General features: G+C 69.2%; 11 protein-coding genes. 2 read left to right on the top strand and 9 right to left on the bottom strand.

Annotation, left to right across the window (positions count from 1 at the left end; translation table 11 throughout):
* Positions 1-17: 17 nt before the first annotated feature.
* The 8 genes from AC54T2_RS11305 to AC54T2_RS11270 form a co-directional block, all read right to left on the bottom strand.
* On the bottom strand, positions 18-1,322 hold the full coding sequence (locus AC54T2_RS11305) for a hypothetical protein (RefSeq protein ID WP_496666192.1): 1,305 nt from the start codon (positions 1,320-1,322) through the stop codon (positions 18-20).
* A 53-nt stretch (positions 1,323-1,375) separates the two neighbouring features.
* Positions 1,376-2,200 carry a S1 family peptidase gene (locus tag AC54T2_RS11300; RefSeq protein ID WP_496666191.1) on the bottom strand — a complete coding sequence of 275 codons (825 nt, stop codon included), beginning with the start codon at positions 2,198-2,200 and terminating at the stop codon, positions 1,376-1,378.
* A 397-nt stretch (positions 2,201-2,597) separates the two neighbouring features.
* Positions 2,598-2,951, bottom strand: coding sequence for a hypothetical protein (locus AC54T2_RS11295; RefSeq protein ID WP_496666190.1), 354 nt, complete (start codon positions 2,949-2,951; stop codon positions 2,598-2,600).
* A 31-nt stretch (positions 2,952-2,982) separates the two neighbouring features.
* Entirely contained in the window at positions 2,983-5,118 is a 2,136-nt protein-coding gene (locus AC54T2_RS11290) for a hypothetical protein (protein WP_496666189.1), read from the bottom strand.
* Entirely contained in the window at positions 5,115-6,506 is a 1,392-nt protein-coding gene (locus AC54T2_RS11285) for a hypothetical protein (protein ID WP_496666188.1), read from the bottom strand. The genes AC54T2_RS11290 and AC54T2_RS11285 overlap by 4 nt, the downstream gene beginning before the upstream one ends.
* A gap of 362 nt (positions 6,507-6,868) precedes the next feature.
* Positions 6,869-9,955 (bottom strand): ComEC/Rec2 family competence protein, encoded by a 3,087-nt coding sequence (locus AC54T2_RS11280; protein ID WP_496666187.1) that lies wholly within the window; start codon positions 9,953-9,955, stop codon positions 6,869-6,871.
* 12 nt (positions 9,956-9,967) lie between these two features.
* Entirely contained in the window at positions 9,968-10,867 is a 900-nt protein-coding gene (locus AC54T2_RS11275) for a ComEA family DNA-binding protein (protein ID WP_496666186.1), read from the bottom strand.
* Positions 10,868-10,971: 104 nt separating this feature from the next.
* The gene (locus tag AC54T2_RS11270; protein WP_496666185.1) at positions 10,972-11,835 is read right to left on the bottom strand and encodes a DegV family protein; all 864 of its coding nucleotides are present in this window, start codon (positions 11,833-11,835) and stop codon (positions 10,972-10,974) included.
* A 120-nt stretch (positions 11,836-11,955) separates the two neighbouring features.
* On the opposite strand from AC54T2_RS11270, the gene AC54T2_RS11265 reads away from it, so the two are divergent.
* Entirely contained in the window at positions 11,956-13,032 is a 1,077-nt protein-coding gene (locus AC54T2_RS11265) for a response regulator (protein ID WP_186341700.1), read from the top strand.
* Positions 13,032-14,684, top strand: coding sequence for an ATP-binding protein (locus AC54T2_RS11260; protein ID WP_489976658.1), 1,653 nt, complete (start codon positions 13,032-13,034; stop codon positions 14,682-14,684). The genes AC54T2_RS11265 and AC54T2_RS11260 overlap by 1 nt, the downstream gene beginning before the upstream one ends.
* Here AC54T2_RS11260 and AC54T2_RS11255 read toward each other — a convergent pair.
* Positions 14,681-15,850 (bottom strand): hypothetical protein, encoded by a 1,170-nt coding sequence (locus AC54T2_RS11255; protein ID WP_186341698.1) that lies wholly within the window; start codon positions 15,848-15,850, stop codon positions 14,681-14,683. The two genes, AC54T2_RS11260 and AC54T2_RS11255, sit on opposite strands and share 4 nt — an antisense overlap.
* Between the last annotated feature and the right edge of the window lie 2 nt (positions 15,851-15,852).

Genomic DNA, 15,852 nt, shown 5'->3' with positions numbered 1-15,852 from the left:
GCATCGGGCGTGGGCGCCTACCAGGTGTCCGGCCCCGATTGAGTGAGTTTGCGGCCTGCACGTTCCTCGACGGCGAGCACCATGGGATCACGGTCAGGCTCTAATCCGAGAATCTCAAGGAGCTCCTCGGTGATGTCCCCGCGCGACCCGACCCACCGGTCGCGAATCAAGCGAGCGAAGACTTCGCCGTCGATCGAACGCCACTCGCCAACCCGGTGTACGACGCCGCCACCTGGACCTACCTCGGGGGCTCTGAGCATCTGCGCTACGAGGTCGGCAGGATGGTAATGCCCGGAAAGCCGGATGCTGCGTGCCGAAGTTGCGCGCTGCTCGGCCGGATCGACGAACTTCACGAACCCGACGGTCTCTCCCAGCCTCAGGTCGGAGCTGTCCAGGGGAGACCCTGAGTTCCGGCCTAGTCGCAGCATCCTGGCGACCTGATCAGAGAGCCGGCCATCCGGCCGGTAGATGAGTTCATCCGTCGACTTGAGGCGCTCAAGGAGCTTGTACTGAACTAGGACAACGGCAGGTGGAGCGACAGAAACGTAGACCAGGTCAGCACCTGTCTTGCTCTCTGCGGTCGACACGTTGATGTTCTTCGTTAGAAGCTGGCGTTCCCCCTCCTGAAACTCGAACCAACCCCCGTAGGACGGACCGCTCAGTTCCCAGTCAAGGAAGCGTGTCGCGTCATCGGTGATGAAGTCGTTTTCGCTGGCGCGCGCAAGGCGCTCAACGCGTGCCGCGGCTTGGGTGGGAGGTACGTCCTGCCGCGACGGTTCAATCTCCCCCCACTTGCGAGTGAACAGCCTTAGTGCAGTCTGTCCGGCATCGAGAAGTGGTAGTTCCGCCGACGGGACCAGCCGGCGCGTGGGCGAGCCGGGTTCAGGCAACTGCTCCCACAACTCGGCGAACTCTGGGACGAGCGTTCGCAATCGGTCAGCAACTTGAACCCCTGTGGCTTCTGGGAGGGCCCGACTTTCCTCAGCTTCGACAACCCGGGCCAAGTGGCTCCTCAACTGCACATGGATCGACGCAAGCCGAAGCGGGCTCTTGAAGAGCAGCCATGGGCCGACGTCTAGAAGGGCAGTCCGCTCTGACTCGTATCGTGCGCGAGTAGTCACGCTCGCGACACCAATGATGTGCGGTTCGCCACGATTCCGCGTATCACGGCCCACCAGGAGCGCTCGGTAGCGAGAGCGGCGGCGCCAGTCCGCCATGGGCGCGTTGACCTGAAACGTCTGGCGGTGTTGGCGGCCGTCGTCGTAGTCGTCTCTCTCCTGGATCCGGCGAGCGTCGAATGGACTAAGGAAGACGACGTGCATGGAATGAGTAAACGCACCTCGTCAAGAGCAGGCCCTTGTGCCCGTCTCTGGTTCTAGGGCACTGGTCGCTTCGACTCGCCCTTGCGCTCTTTGGCGTTGAGGTTCCGGAGCTTGGCTGAGAGGTCGCCCTGATCGGCCAGCATCTCGTCGAGTGTCCAGGCGGGAACGAAGAGCGACAGCGCCTCCGGACCGTGCTTCTCCCGAGGGTGGCCGCAGTTGATCCCTAGGATCTCGACGGCCAGGGTCGCTGGATCGCCGTCGTCCTCTCCCCAGCCTTCGCGCGTGATCGTGGTCAACACGGGTGACCCGGACATTCCGCCGCGACTGAACGCATGGCACATGCCCCGACCCTCGTAGACGTTTCCCCCGTACTCAGCGGCATGGTGAAGATCGCTACTGACCAGCCCGGGAACAAGGAGCGGACGGGTCGAGGCTCCGTTGTCGAGCGTTGGAAAACCGGCCATGACGACCTCGGAGCCCACACCAATGCGGTCCTGCAGGACGGCGTCACGACTCACCAAATCAGTGGTCGAAAACGCCATGCGTTCTACTGAGCGCGGCAGGCTTTCAATGTCGAGACCGACTATCCCCACATCGACCCCGGGGTCCGCCGGAAAGAGGGGCGAGGGAGACGGGACGGTGAAACTGATTGCTGAGTCGTCCGAGCCGCGCCGACCAACGGAGGTCCCCTCGACGCGAATCGCCTCAAGCATGTGCCCTGCGCCCTCTGGGCCGAACGACGGATCGAGCACGTGCCGGTTGGTGACCAGCCAAAGACGGCGCTCCGTCGACGCGCGCTGCGAAAGGAGGAAGCCGGTCGCTGTGAACGATCGGTCTCGCGCGGAACTCTTGTCCACGACTGTCGCGGTCAGTCTCATGGCAGCGTAAAGGTGGCGTCGCGTGTACAGACGCGCCACGTCGGGAGTCACGGAGCTACGTCGCACGACACCTACGCTTTCACACAAGGATACGACCGACGAGCCAACCAAAGACCTGGCATCAGCGTCGGCATCCTCGCGGCCATCCACACTGACACCTCGGACCTCATGCGGGGCGCCTCGATGCGCTCGGCCCTAGGAGCGAAGCACTCATGGTCCGAGAAAGCGCACTTCACATGCGTGCTCCCACCTTTGTACCTCTTTGTACTTCTGTGGAGCTTGGACCACTGACCCGCCGTGTTCGCACGTCGTTACTGCCATCACGGGCCGGGTGACCACATCCGCATCCGCCTAGCTGTGGGCACTCTTGCGATGTCACTGATCAGCACCACACCCGTCAGCGGATCGGAACCACTCTGCCCGACCCTGACTCAGCTTGTTGGCGGAAGGCTTCGTTCTCTGCCGTTAGCACGTTGATGACTCGGGCCATCTGCTCAATCGTCGAGTTCAGTTCGACCACCTCCGCCGTGGCCGCGTCGAGACGCGTCTGGGTTTCGGCGAGGGTCTCGCGGAGCTTCACCTCGCTGGCCGGCACGTGGCCCTGCGCACGGACCTTGGCGTAGAACTCGTCTTTCAGATCGGTGTGGCGATGAGTGAGGACGTGCCGCTTTACCTGCGCCTCCTGAGCGAGAGATACGACCGTCAGTGCCCCATCGGAGTGAAGTGGTTTCCCATCTAGCAGTCTGCTCATGGCTGCCCTGATGGCGTCCCGCTCACTGGTGCTAGTCATCGCTCATCTCCGTCACAGTGACGCGGTTCTGGCGGTGGCGGCCGACTCTCTGCTGTAGGTCGTGCGCGTGTTCCCTGATCCGGTCGGCAATGGGCCGTGGCACCAGTCCGCTGTTCGCTTGAGCCAGCAGCGTTGTCGCGTCTTCGCTAATGCGATCGGCTTGTGTATCGGTACGACAGATGTTGCTGCACGCCTCGTCACAACGATCCAGCGATGGAGTGTTCATCGCCGAACTCTTCCGGTTCACCTGACACAAGGCCTTCGACCGATCGAAGTTGCATAGGGAGTGTGCCGCTTCGTTGACATATACCGTCAATGTGGGATCGGCGAGCAGGGACTTAGCCTGACGAAGGGTCAGGACGACGCCCCCGAACCTCTCTTGTTGGTGAGTGGCCGAGTAGATCGTCCGCCGAGCTGCAGGCCCTGATATCCCTTCCCCATTCTGAAGCGCCTCGTGAAGGTCGCTGAGGTTCTCAGCTACTACACGAGCAGTCTCAACATCAAGGAGGTCGTGGATGCCGCCCCGGGCGCGCGACGCGTAGCCCTCGCTTACGATCGTGCGCATATGGCCATACTGAAGCGCGAGTGCCACCAACCCTCCGGGTCGACGCGCGATGTGCCAGGCCAGGGTGCGTCGGAAGCGCGCGACACCAATCCGCCCGTCGGGGTCCGGCGGGATGGCCTCGTACGGGCGGTCGAGGCTGTGGGCTAGGTCGTTGAACCAGGTGATCGTTGGTTCGATTCGATTGGCGACCGTCGTGGTCGCCATCGAGCGGCCGGCGCGTTGAGGGTTTCGGTCAATGTCGTGAGTCATGGCGTCGAAGAGCAACTGTCCGGGGCCGACAATCTCCTCCAGAACCCGAATGGCGCGCACCACCTGCGGCACGGCTAACCAGGGGGTGTCACGGACCTCACCTTCTGAGAGGTGGTTGCCATCCTGGTCGCGAGCATTCTTGTAGTGCTTTGCCCAGATCAGATGCCGCCGAGACCCGTCGGTTTCGTCCGCCGGGTCAGGGCAGCAGCCCTCTTGCAGCCCGAGGATCTCGCCCGGCCGCATCCCGGTCAGGTAAGCGATCACGATGAAGCACGCGTCGACGAGGTGCTTCGTCAGACGATCGACTTCTCCAAAGTCGATGAAGGTACGCCAGGCCTGGCCGCCGATCTGGCCTTTCAGTTCGATGTTCAGAGCGGCTGGGCCCGGGTTGGCGCGGAGCAGTTCACGCCAGCGTGTCTGCCGGAGCACTTGATACGCGACGCCGATGGGCGTATCAGTCACCGCGGCGATGTACACGGTTGCCGGTCCCAACTGGCCAGTCCGAATGCTGCGGCTTGGGAGCGGCGCACCGCTGCTGGTCAGAAGCTCGAGGTAGCGCACAAGGCCATCGCTGGACTTTGAGCCAGCGGGGCTTTCGACCTTATTCATCAGCCGACTGCGTTCGGTTCGCGCAGCAAGGATGTCCGGCGAGAGGTCTTCGACCATTCGCAGTGACCAGATCAAGAGAGGTCCGAGGGTGTCGGGACTGATCGGCTCAGTGAGGTTCTCCCCGCCCGGAGTCGCCGCGGGAAGGTAGTCGTCCATTCCCTCTACGAGCCAAGGCGGCTCGGTGAGCCGCTGCGCTGGCGGCAGGTGCTCGCTGGAGTACGCGTAAAGCCGCGACAACGCCGCGAGGTGTTGAATCACGGTGTTGCGACTGAGCCCGGCCTGGGCTAGATCCAGGCTGTAGCGGGTGAGGTCGGCTGTGTCGACGACGGCGATGCCGCCGATGCACTGCTCGTCGAGCCAGCGGGCGAACCGAGCCCAGTGCAGGACTGTTCGCGACATGCGACTCACGCTGAGTCGTGCGCGTGCTGGTGCGCCGAATCGCGCAAGCAGGCGCGGCGGCAGGGGAAAGTTGATCAGCGCCCACGCTGCATGCCGGAACTGCTCGCGATTAGCCTCTGGGAACTTTGACCACCAGATGTGCTCGTTAGCCGCCGACGGGTTGTTGTTGAGCGCTAAGAGAGACCACGTCGCGTCACCGTAAAGCGGAACCATCCAACGCCGGTCCTTGGCGATGAGCTGCGGGTCGAAGAGCCACTCGTCGGCCCTGGGTGGTGTGAAGACGGCCCTGCGGGAAGCCAGACTCATCTCGACTCCAGCTTTCTGCCGAGCAGCATGTCGATAGCACTTCGGTCATCGGGGGTGACCGCAGCCAGCGCCTGCTTCCATTCTTGATCCGTGAAGTCGTGACGCTGGCGCAAGTCCATCAAGCGCGCGTAATGGGCCCGCCAGTCCCGGTTCCAGGCGTCCCGAGGGACGACCCCGCGCAGATCGTCCAGCGCCAGCAGCAGGTAGGCAAGCCGTGGCAGGTGCCTGGGGGTGATCACAGCGTTTGGACAAGCCGTGCAGAGCAAGAATGACGCTCGACACGACGTCCCGGCGGGCGTGAAGGGGCTCGCGTCGTAGTCAGTGCACGAAGCGGTGATGGTGTCGTCACCAGGTGGCTGGTTTTCGCGGCTCGTTTGTGCCGCGAAGGTCGTTACCGCGGCGGCCAAGGCTGAGTTGACGCCGTCGTGGATGACGGGCAGGGCTCGGTCAATGGTCTGCGGGTCGGGAAGAACGTACGCCTCGTCGTGCGTGTCTTGGTTGTGCTGGATGGGCTCGCGCCTCGCTAGCACCACCGTCTTCCGTAGCCGGCGCAGGTTCACGGTCCTGAGTCCGTGTCGTGCTTCCCAAACACGCCCGAGGTTGCGGTATCCGGACGCGCTTACGCCGGCGCAGAATACGTCCGACGGCGGCTTCTCCGGGTGGAGAAACTTGTTCCTGTGCCACACGATGAGCCGATCGGTCGCCTCGCCGCCGATAGCCAAGCACTCGCGCGCCGGGGTCGTTGCCTCGATAGCCTGAGCCATCAGACGCCCAGGTGAGTCGGCTCCCCAGTCCGTCAGGTTTCTCGTTTCATGCGCGTTCGCCGTCGCGCGTCGGCGTTTCACCAAGCTGACCCTGTAGACGGTCTGACCGCCTAAGCCCGGGTTTGGGGTGCTGTCAGGCACGCGAAGCTCGTTCGTCGGCGTTGCGTTCCAGCCGTACGTAGCGATCAGCAGGATCGTCAGCGATGCCGCCTCCTCGCCGGTGAGGAACAGCCGTTGCCACGTCGCGCCGGTACCCATTGCGGTCGGAAGCCCCGATCGTTGACGCACCCGTTCCTTGCCGTTTGGATCGAGGCTGGCGTAGGTGGGAGCGTCTCCGTGGCTTGCGATGTAGTCGAGCGTCCGGCCAATCAGCCAGTCATCTGAGCCCTCGCGCAGATCGCCGGTCCTATAGGCCTCAAGGAGCACCTTGTTCTCTCGGATCCGATGTAGCGCCGAGCGGAATGTTCGCTGCGCGGTCTTCTTGAACGTGTCGAACTCAGCTGCCGGGTAGGCCGTCTCCTTGGGCTTCACCTTTCGGCTGCGCTGCATCATCGCCTCCCGAACCGAAGGCGCGATGAGTCGGTGGTCGCGAAGGAACTGACTCGATTTCCGAATCTCCATCACGCCCGTCGTCGATGGTGAGCGGCTAAGCCGCCAAGCACTCCAGTGGGACACCGTCAGGTCGGCAAGGGTCGCAGGCGCAGCGGGCTGACGAGATAACCACTCGGAGAGGACGGACAGAACGCGCCACCCTTCAGCGCTGGTCGCAAGTGCTCGCCACGTCCCCGTAGGCCCTACGAAAGATGCGAAGTGTTGCGCCAACTCTCTCTGCATCGTCTCGGCCACCGGCAACAGTGAGAAGTCGTACTGCGATTGACGGCGAGTGTCTTCCTCGACGTGGACAACAACAAGCGTCCCTTCAGCGATCACCGGTGGACGGACGTGATCACCGATAGGTAGTTGTGCGTGGTGTCCTCGGCGCTTAGTCACGGCACCACGTCCTGGATTCGTTCAGTGCTTCTTGCCAGCGCGGCCAAGAGGTCGTCAATCTCCTCCTCGGCGTCGTCCAACAACAGCGAGCGAATCTGAAGGTCGGACACAGGAGCAAGGTAGATCTGCTTCGTTGTGTCCACGCTTCGGTGCCCCAGCAGGTCCTGCACCATCTCCCAAGAGTTCCGGTAGATCATGCGCAGGTCTCGACGCTCCTCCGGCGTTAGGCCAAACCGGCGGTCCAGCGCGTGATGAAGGGCAACAAGCATGTGCAGCGCGAACGAGTGGCGAGCCATATGAGGAGTCATGAAAAGAGGTGAGGACATGTTGTCGCCGAGCACCGTGCTGCAACGACGTGACGCCACCTGGTAGACGTTCTCCCATGAGTGCGGCGAGAACGGGAGTCCGTTCTCGCCAAGCCAGAGCCACATCGGCTCCAGCCCGTTTGGGCCCTCGATGAAAAGGCGACTGCGATCGACCGGACCGATCTTGCCGATGGGCTCTGACCCAGGACGTCCGCGGCTGTCTACCCAGTGCAGGACTGGGGTCCTGTTCCCCGTCCGTCGCCCCACGATACGAAGGCCCTGAACCTGTTCGTACCGCCCCTGTGACTGCGCCCGCCGGATCGCGGCCCGTCGGCTGGTATCGCAGTACGCGTGAAGCGACCGCAAGACATCTGCCGCCACGTAAAACGTCCTACCGCGCCTGTTCTTAGTCGTTGCGGGCGCCAGCCGGCCGTCGAAGTAGCTTCCACTTCCCACGAGCGTTGGGAGCTCGTCGACGAGAAGTGATCCACCCTCCGTGCGCCTCATGCCCGAAGAGAAGAGCAGATCGGAATAGGCCGCGTTGCGGTCGTCGTTACGGCCGGACCAGCGCGGGTCTCGAATGCTGTCCGCTCCATAACCCCGCAAGCCGATGTCCCTCCATAGCCGATACGCCCGCGGCGTCAGCCAACGCACGTCGGAGGACTTTCTAGATGCTGCAGTGGTGGCCGCAACCCTGACCACTCGACCGCCGGGGGCGATCACCGATCTGTGCGGGATCGGATTCCGCGGGATCCAGTTTCTTCGCTCGGCCCACACATAGAGCCTGTTCAGAGCAGCTTGCTCGCGATCCCACTTCGAGTCGCTGATCCGGCTCGGATTCCTATTCGACCAGCGTCGCCAGTCTTCCCAGTCCAGCCAGTCGTCCTCGGTCGCCTCGTCCCAGTTGCGGCCGCGGCCCCACAGAAAGTTGAAGAACAAGCGGCAATCGCTCGTGTAGTTGCGCTTGGTCTCGGCGGCGAGATGGGAGAACGACGAGCGCGTCAGAAAGCTTGTCAGGCGCGGGTCGGCGTGGTGGGTGGGGTCGAGCATGATCGGATCACCGGGTTCGATACGAACCGCTGCCTCGCGCTCTTCGAGATCTCCCCAGCCGCGTAGTACGTCATGCCGCGACCGCGGCGGCGGGGCTTCCGGGACCCATAACACTCGCCACCCCGGGACCATGCTCATGACGCTACAAGCGCAACACCGCTGGTCATAACAGCAACACGCAGTAGGGAAGAAGCTGCACATCGCGAGCACCCAGCCCTCCGGCGGCCAGCCGGGCGACGGTGGCCGGACGAGCATCACCACCACGAGCAGGCCGGTGCAGGCGACGGTCGTGCCGGCGCGGCCGAGCACCCGCGGGGCGAGCGGCACCGCCAGCACGCACAGGAGCGTGAGCAGGGCGAGCGGCACCGGGCCGGTGCCCCAGTCGACGGCGGCGGTCGGCACCCCCGCGCCCCACCGGGCGACCGAGATGATCCACTCCGCCGACCACGCCGCCGGGGCGGCGACCACCGCGCCGAGCGGACCCCACACCAGCCCGAGGAGTCCCCCGGCCAGTCCCAGCACCGTCGCCGGGGCGACCGCCGGCGCCGCCAGCAGGTTGGCGCCCACGGCGACCAGGCTGACCTGACCCGAGAGGGCCGCCACCACCGGCGTGCAGGCGACCTGCGCGGCCAGGGGCACCGACACCGCCTCCGCCACCCACCGGGGCGTCCAACGCATCAGCGCGTCGCGCCACACCGGCGCCAGCAGCAGGATGCCGGCCGTGGCCAGGGCGGACAGCGCGAACCCGGGCGTGAGCGCCAGTCGCGGCCACACCAGCAGCAGCGCCAGCACCGCCACGCCCAGCCCCCGCACGCCCCGCGAGAGGCCGTTGCGCCCCATCCCGACCAGCGCGACCGTGCCCATCGCGGCGGCGCGCACGACGCTGGGCTCGGCGCGCGCGGTCAGCACGAAGCCGACGATGCCGAGCACGCCGAGGGCGTAGAGCCAGGGTCCGCGCACCCCGGCCCACCGCCCGAGCACCAGCAGCGAGCCGACGACGAGGGTCAGGTTGGTGCCGCTCACCGCGAGCAGGTGGGTGAGCCCGGTCGTGCGGAAGTCGTCGGCCAGGTCCGAGTCGAGGCCGCCGTCGTCCCCGACCACCAGCGCCGGCACCAGCTCACGCGCGTCGACGCCGCGCCCGGAGACCGCGTCGCGCACCGACCGTCGTACGGCCGCCGCGGCGTCCCACCACGGGCCGGGCCGGTCGAGCACCCTCGGCTCACCCGTCGGCCGGACCAGCGCCGCCACGTCGTCGTCCGCGGCGACCAGCCGCGCCGTCGTCTCGAGCGTGGTGCCGAGCGGCAGCCGGGGCCAGTCGGCGGCGGCCATCACCACGACCGGCGCGTCCAGGGTCCACGCCGTCCCGCGACCCGCCACCTGGGTGGCATCGGCCCGCACCACCTGCAGGTCGCCGTAGGCCCCGCTCACCACGCGCACGTCGGAGGTCAGCTCCAGGCGCACCGACACCACCGCTCCCTCGGCGGCGAGCGCCGTCAGCGGCGAGGTGGCGACCAGGGCGTGGTGGAGCGCGGCGACGCCCGCCACCGAGACCAGCGCCGCCAGCGGCCCGAGCCACGCCGGAGACCACCACCGGCGCCACACGCCGGCGACGAGCACGCCGGTGACCAGCGCGACCGAGCCCAGGGCCGGCCGGGCCGGCAGGACCAGCACGAGCAGCGCCCCGGCCCAGGCCCCCGCGCCGAGCGCCACCGCGCGCAGGTCGGGCACCGGGCGCCCCGCTCAGAGGGTGACGAGCGGGGCGAGGTCGGCGAGCGTGGCCTCACCGATGCCGTCGACCTCGAGCAGCTCCTCGACCGAGGTGAAGGCGCCGTTGGCGTCGCGCCAGGCCAGGATCGCGCCGGCGGTCACCGGCCCCACGCCGGGCAGGGTGTCGAGCGCCGCCTCGTCGGCGGTGTTGAGGTTGACCAGCGCCGTCCCGGCCGGTACCTGCGAGTCGATCGTGCCGGCGACCCCGGCCGCCGGGGCGACCCCGACCAGGATCTGCTCGCCGTCGACCACCGGTCGGGCGAGGTTGAGGGCGGTGAGGTCGACACCCCGCCGCGCCCCACCGGCCGCCTCGAGGGCGTCGACCACCCGCGAGCCCGGGGGCAGGACGGCGATGCCCGGGCGCCGCACCTTGCCGGCGACGTCGACCACCAGGTCGGCGCCGTCCTCCCCCTCGGCGCCAGCCCCGGCCGTGCCGGGCGGCCCGACCGGCACCAGCGGGGTCGCCGCCACGGCAGGGGTCTCGGAGGTGCCGGTCGCGGCCGTCTCGAGCGGCACCACCCGCGCCTGGTCGCGCACCACCCACCAGGCCGCGAGGCCCACGGCGAGGGCCGCGACCACGGCCACCACCGCGAGGTGCACCGGTCCGAGCCGGAACGTCCCGACCCGCAGCCGCCGAGAGGCGTGGCGGCCCGGGAGCGGCGCGACGAGCGGCGCGGGCGCCGCCGCCCCGCCGGTGGGGCCGGCGCCCGCGGACGTCCGGTCGACGGTCGGGTCCGGGCGCTCGCGCACGCGGGTGTGGCCCTCGACGGGGCCGGGTGGCTCGTGGCGCACAGCGGCGAGCTCGGCGCTGAGCGTCGCCAGTCGCCGCGACACCGCCTCGGCGTGCTCGGAGGAGGACTGGGAACGGCGCATGCCTCCACGCTAGGAACGCCGGAGCACGGCCGACAGGTGGCGTCGGCAATCTGTGGAGAGCCGACGGACGACGCGCGCCGAGACCGGCCGGAGCCGGGGCGGCGTCAGCCGGCGGGTCGCGGGGAGACGCAGACCGCCACCATGCCGGGGCCGACGTGCGCCCCCAGCACGGCACCGAGCTCGCCGCACATCACCTCGCGACCCTCGAGGCCGTCGGAGAGCCGCTCCCCCAGCGCCTCGGCGAGCTCCTCGGCGCGAGCGGCGTTGGCCAGGTGCGACACGCAGACGTCGACGGGGCGATCGCCGGCCGACTCGACGGCCAGCTCGGCGAGTCGGGCCAGGGCGCGCGAGGCCGTGCGGACGCGCTCGCGGGGGGCGACGCGGCCCTCGGCGATCTCCAGCAGCGGCTTGACCGACAGCGCACTGCCGACGATCGCGGCCGCGGCGCCGATGCGCCCACCCCGCCGCAGGTGCTCGAGCGTGTCGACGTAGAACAGCGAGGTGGCCGCCTGGCCGCGAGCGAGCGCCGCCTGAGCCGCCTGCTCTCCGGTGCCACCGGCGTCGAGGACGTCTGCGGCGGTCAGGGCGGCGTAGCCCGTGGCGATGCCGACCTGGCCGGAGTCGACGACGTGCACCGGCAGGTCGACCTCGAGCGCCGCCAGCTGCGCGGACTCGAAGGTGCCGCTCATCTCGCGGGAGAGGTGGACCGAGACGACCTCCTCGGCCCCCTCGGCCGCCAGCGAGCGATAGAGCTCGGCGAAGAGCGCCGGCGCCGGGCGCGAAGTGCTCACCGGGACGAAGTCGCGCAGCGCCTCGGCCACCACGTCGGGCGTCGCGCCGTCGGGGCCCTCGTCGAGCACCTGCGCCCCGATCACGACCTGGAGCGGGACGACCCGGATGTCGCGACCCTTCACCAGCTCGGCGGGAAGGCTCGCGGTCGAGTCGGTCACCACCACCACACGGGACATGGGCGTGACCCTAGCCTCCGGGCGGCCGCGGCCGGCCCGCCTCCTCCCCGGTCCGCGTCGATGGGCGGGCGCGCCCGGACGCCGTACCGTGGGAGCACGCGCCGTTCTCCAGGGGGGCCGATGGCCGAGTCAGCGATCCGAGTGCTCGTGCTCGAGGACGACCGTGACGCCGCCCACTTCATGCGGGCCAGCCTGAGCAGGCTCGGCGGCATGGAGGTCGACCTCGCGGGCACGGCCGACGAGGCCGTCGCGGCGATGCGACGCCAGCGCTACGACGTGCTCGTGACCGACATCCGGCTCCCGGGCCGCTCCGGGCTCCAGGCGCTGCCGGAGTTCCGCGCGATCGACGCGACCGTGGCGGTCCTCGTGCTCACTGCCTACCCGACGTTCGACCACGCCGTGGGGGCGCTGCGCGAGGACGTCGACGACTTCCTCGTCAAGCCGGTCGGCGCCGAGGAGCTGGTCAGCCGCGTCGAGGAGCTCGCCGACCTGGCCCGCCGTCGTCGCGCGCCGTCCCGGCTGCGGGTGCTCGCCGTCGGTGCGCACCCCGACGACGTCGAGCTGGGGGTCGGGGCGACGCTGGCGGCCCACGCGGCGGCCGGCGACGAGATCACCACCCTCGTGCTGTCCGGGGGCGCGGTCGGCGGCAGCACGGACATGCGCCACGGGGAGGCCGTGAGCGCGGCCGCGCTGGTGGGCGCCCGCCTCATCCACCTCGACTTCGCCGACACCCACATGTCGCCGGCCGACGGCCTGATCACCGCGGTCGAGCGGGCCGTCGCCGAGGTCGCCCCCGACCGCATCTACACCCACGGCATCCACGACCGCCACCAGGACCACCGCGCCGTGCACGAGGCCGTCGAGATCGGCGCGCGCTCGGTCGGCGACCTGTGGTGCTTCCAGAGCCCGTCGTCGACCGTCGACTTCCGGCCCAACCGGTTCGTCACCGTCGACGGCTTCGTCGACACCAAGCTCGAGATGCTCGCCGCCTTCGCGTCCCAGGCGCACCGCGACTACATGCAGCCCGACGCTGTGCGGGCGAGCGCGCGCTACTGGGCGCGTTTCACCACGGCCCGGGAGGTCGAGCCCCTCGAGACCGTCCGGGTGACCCAGACGGTGCGCGTCGCGACCAGCGTGCAGGCGCCGCAGGCCGTCGACGACCCGGCGGCCGACGCCGCGCACGGCGGCTGCGGCTGATGGTGCGCACCTCGGTGGGCGCCCGGGCGCGGGAGCTGTCCAACCGGATGATGATCGCCTGGCCGACCCCGGACGCCTCGGGCTGGCGCCACCTGCCGTTCTCGGTGCTGGTGCTGGTGGTCGCCTACATCCTCTACGAGATCCCGCTGCACCACCGACCGCTGCTGCTCGCCGCCGGCGTGGCCGTCGCGCTGGCGGTCCAGGCAGCCGCGAGCCTGGGCAGACCGGCCCGGTGGCCCCCCGGCTGGCGCCTGGCGCTCCCCCTCGGCCAGATGCTGGCGGTCGGCCTGCTCGACCTCGGCAGCGGCGATCCCATGGGATCGGTCATCATGCTGCTCTTCGTGCCAGGAGTGAGCCTGGCGCTCGCGCCCGGGGGCCGCCCGCTGCTGGCTGGGCTGCTCGGCGTGGTGGTGGTGTCCCTCGTCCCGGTGATCTTCACGACCGGCCGTCTCTACCCGGGACTGCACAGCACGATCAACGCCGTGCTCATCGGCGCGGTCATGCTCCATGTCCACGCGATCATGGAGACCACGCGGCGCCAGGAGCGCCAGCTCCTCGCCGCCTACGACCTGTTGCGCAGCATCATGCTCGCCGCCACCGAGCAGGCGATCATGGCCACCGACGAGACGGGCCGGCTGCTCACGGCGAGCAGCGGCGCCGAGCGCCTCTTCGAGGTCCCGCGGGAGCAGCTGAGGGGCACCGACCTGACCGAGCTGGTCGACGGCCCCTCGCTGGGCGAGCTGGTCGGGGCGGCCGCCGACGGTGGCTCGCACGTGTCCCTGTGGCGCCGCTCCGTCGGCAGCTCGCCGCGCATGGTCGAGTACGTCGTGACGTCCCGCCCGTCCATCGGGCCCGCGGACGAGCCCGACCCGATGCGCGGCTACCTCGTCGTCGCCACCGACGTCACCGACCGCGAGGAGGAGCTGCGGCGCCAGGAGCAGCTCATCGGCCTGGTCAGCCACGAGCTGCGCACCCCGTTGGTGTCGATCCTCGGCTACGTCGACCTGCTCCGGCTGGATCCCGGTGGGCTCACCGACGAGCAGCGCGAGTACGTCGACGTGCTGACGCGCAACGCCCGCCGCCTGCGGTCCCTCGTCGACGAGCTGCTGATGAGCGCCCGCGTCGTCGCCGGCGACCCGATGTCGCCCGAGGAGGTCGACGCCGTGCAGGTCGCGCGCGCCGCGATCGCGAGCGTGCGGCCCATGGCCGAGGCCGCGGACGTGAGGGTGGCCCTCTCCGGCGACGAGGTCGTGCCGCTCGTCTCCGACCCACAGCGGCTCGGGCAGGTCGTCGACAACCTGCTCACCAACGCGATCAAGTACAGCGACGCCGGGGGCGAGGTCCGCGTCGAGGTCGTGGCCGAGCCCTCGCCCGAGGGGCAGCGGGGGGTGCGGATCCGGGTCGCCGACGACGGCACCGGCATCACCGCCGACGAGCTGCGCCGGATCACCCAGCCGTTCTACCGCACGCGCGACACCCGGCGACGCCACATCGCCGGGGTCGGCCTCGGCCTCACGCTCGTCCAGGCACTGGTCTCCGACCACCGGGGCACGCTCGTCATCGACAGCGAGCCCGGGCGTGGCACCGAGGTGACCGTCCGGCTGCCCGACGTACCTCTCGCCGCAGACCCCGAGGCCGCCCCTCCCCGCTAGGTGCCGTCCGGGTTCCACACCGACGCGAGGGCGCTCCAGTACTCCGGCGACATCAGCGACAGGGGCGTGACGTTGACCGAGGTGATGCCGTGGGTCTCCGCCGCGCGCAGGGCGGCGACGAACGGCGCGAGGTCGATCGGCCCGACCGGCGGTCCGGGCGGGCGCTCCCACAGGCCGACCGACACGGTGAGCCGCGACGTGTCGAGCCCTTCGGCCTCCAGGCGCCCGAGTATCCGCTCGACGTCCGCCGGTCTCCGGGTGCGGTAGAGGTAGGCCCACAGGACCAGGCGCTCGACCTCGCCGAGCAGGACGTCGTATTCGTGCCCGCTGGCCAGGTCGCCCCGGGCCGGGTACTTCCAGTTGATCCGTACGTCCATGGCGAGGTCGACGCGCGCCCCGTCGCCGCCCCGGGTCGCGTCCATCCGCTCCCGCATCCGCGCGAGCAGGTCGGCGATCACCGCCGCCCGCCAGGCCTTGATGCTGGACGCGTCCTCCTTGATCGACCCGTCGCTGGCGCGGGGCCAGTCGGGCAGTCCGGTCATCCGCCGGAAGAGCCGCAGGTCGTCGTCACCGAACGTGAAGTCGCTGAGGAACAGCTCGGTGATCGAGATCTGGCTTGGGTGATAGCGCTCGCACAGCGTGCCGACGAGGTCCACCAGGCGCCTGCCGACCTCGCCGTCGACGAGCTCGCTCGCCGAGGCCTGGTAGACCGCCCGCCGACCGTCGGCGGCGACCCCGGCAGCCTCCGGGTGGTCGGCCAGCCAGTTCGGCGCCATCGTGTCGACGATGAGACCGACCTGGCGGTTCGAGCCGTCCGCCGCCCGGTGCAGCGCCCGGGCCGCGCGGGTGAGGTGGTCGGTGCCCGGCTCCGCGGCCGCGTCGGGGTGCGCCTCCCAGTCGAAGGCGGTGAACTCGATCCGGCCCGCGTTCAGCTCGACCGCGTTGGCCCCGGCCTCGTCGAGGCGGGCGTTCACCGCCGCCCAGTCGGTGTCCCGGTCGACGACGCTCGCGAAGTCGATGCTCACCGACCTGGTCCGGTCGGGGAGCTGCGCGGGGCGCATCGTCGGCGGCGTCTCAGCCGTGGGCGGCGTGCCCGACTCGCCCGACTGCCACGGCCGCGAGATCGCCAGCGCAGCCACCAGCGAGGTGACCACGATGCCGGCCACGA

Source organism: Nocardioides sp. Z35_8, from assembly GCF_059621125.1.
This window is presented reverse-complemented; position numbering and strand designations above follow the sequence as displayed.

Bases quoted from the DNA above. Each gene is read 5' to 3' on its own strand.
- AC54T2_RS11305 (WP_496666192.1), bottom strand. From the start codon at position 1,322: ATGCACGTCGTCTTCCTTAGTCCATTCGACGCTCGCCGGATCCAGGAG.
- AC54T2_RS11300 (WP_496666191.1), bottom strand. From the start codon at position 2,200: ATGAGACTGACCGCGACAGTCGTGGACAAGAGTTCCGCGCGAGACCGA.
- AC54T2_RS11295 (WP_496666190.1), bottom strand. From the start codon at position 2,951: ATGAGCAGACTGCTAGATGGGAAACCACTTCACTCCGATGGGGCACTG.
- AC54T2_RS11290 (WP_496666189.1), bottom strand. From the start codon at position 5,118: ATGAGTCTGGCTTCCCGCAGGGCCGTCTTCACACCACCCAGGGCCGAC.
- AC54T2_RS11275 (WP_496666186.1), bottom strand. From the start codon at position 10,867: ATGCGCCGTTCCCAGTCCTCCTCCGAGCACGCCGAGGCGGTGTCGCGG.
- AC54T2_RS11270 (WP_496666185.1), bottom strand. From the start codon at position 11,835: ATGTCCCGTGTGGTGGTGGTGACCGACTCGACCGCGAGCCTTCCCGCC.
- AC54T2_RS11265 (WP_186341700.1), top strand. From the start codon at position 11,956: ATGGCCGAGTCAGCGATCCGAGTGCTCGTGCTCGAGGACGACCGTGAC.
- AC54T2_RS11260 (WP_489976658.1), top strand. From the start codon at position 13,032: ATGGTGCGCACCTCGGTGGGCGCCCGGGCGCGGGAGCTGTCCAACCGG.